Raw genomic sequence first — 341 nt, forward strand, 5'->3', positions numbered from 1 at the left:
GTTAGCTATATTTTTCTAACTTTGCAACAGAACCAGAATATTCATTTAACTCCTCCTATATAGTGTTTTGCAATATTTACGTTTTATAGATTATTCCACCATTCAAAGTTATCTTGTTTAAGTAATTGATCGCTTTCTTTAGGTCCAAAACTTCCTGGTTTATACTGTGGTATTGTTACGTTAGATTTTTTCCATTCAGTACTTATATAATCTATAAATTCCCATGATTGTTTAAGTTCTTCCCAATGTACAAAATTAGTTTGATTTCCTATTAAAGCATCACATATAAGTGATTCATAAGCATCCACTACTTGGTTTTTATCTATTGAGTTATAAATTTT

The 341-nt window shown here is 28.2% G+C and carries 1 pseudogene; it reads right to left on the reverse strand.

What is annotated here, in order from left to right:
- Positions 1-83: 83 nt before the first annotated feature.
- Positions 84-341 (reverse strand): annotated as a pseudogene (locus HMPREF2937_RS09560) (glucose-6-phosphate dehydrogenase); the annotation flags it as partial.

It is taken from the genome of Staphylococcus sp. HMSC061G12, assembly GCF_001838465.1.
Classification (GTDB): domain Bacteria; phylum Bacillota; class Bacilli; order Staphylococcales; family Staphylococcaceae; genus Staphylococcus; species Staphylococcus simulans.